This is a genomic window from Bacillus cereus group sp. BceL220 (assembly GCF_051776965.1).
In the GTDB taxonomy this organism is placed as follows: Bacteria; Bacillota; Bacilli; order Bacillales; family Bacillaceae_G; genus Bacillus_A; species Bacillus_A cereus.
The window spans coordinates 1-549 of record NZ_JBPWBC010000054.1 but is presented as its reverse complement, the minus strand read 5'-3'; the positions used below and the strand labels follow the sequence as shown (position 1 = coordinate 549).

Genomic DNA, 549 nt, shown 5'->3' with positions numbered 1-549 from the left:
TGAAAAATCAAGCAATTAAAGATGCGAAAAGTGTGTTTTCTACAAAGGTGAAAAAGAGTAAATACAAAATCGTTCCGATTCTAAAAAGACCTGTTTGTGTATGGAATAACCAAAACTATTCATTTGACTTCACACACATTTCAATTCCGTTTATGGTAAACGGAAAGTCAACTCGTTTAAAGGTTCGCGCTTTATTAATCGACAAATATAATCGCAATTTCGAATTGTTGAAGCACAAGTTAGGTACACTTCGTATCACGAAGAAATCTGCTAAATGGATTGCTCAAATATCTGTCACGATTCCTACAAACGAAAAAACGGGAACAAAGATTTTAGGAGTAGACTTAGGTCTCAAAGTTCCTGCGGTAGCCATCACAGATGATGATAAAGTTCGTTTCTTCGGGAACGGTAGGCAAAACAAATTTATGAAACGTAAGTTTCGCAGTGTTCGCAAGAAATTAGGAGAAGCTAAGAAACTGAATGCCCTTCGTCAACTTGATGATAAAGAACAAAGATGGATGCAAGACCAAGACCACAAAGTAAGTCGTG

General features: G+C 36.6%; 1 pseudogene. It reads left to right on the top strand.

The features are described from left to right. Positions 1–549, top strand: a pseudogene (locus ACS2FK_RS30450) (RNA-guided endonuclease TnpB family protein); the annotation flags it as partial.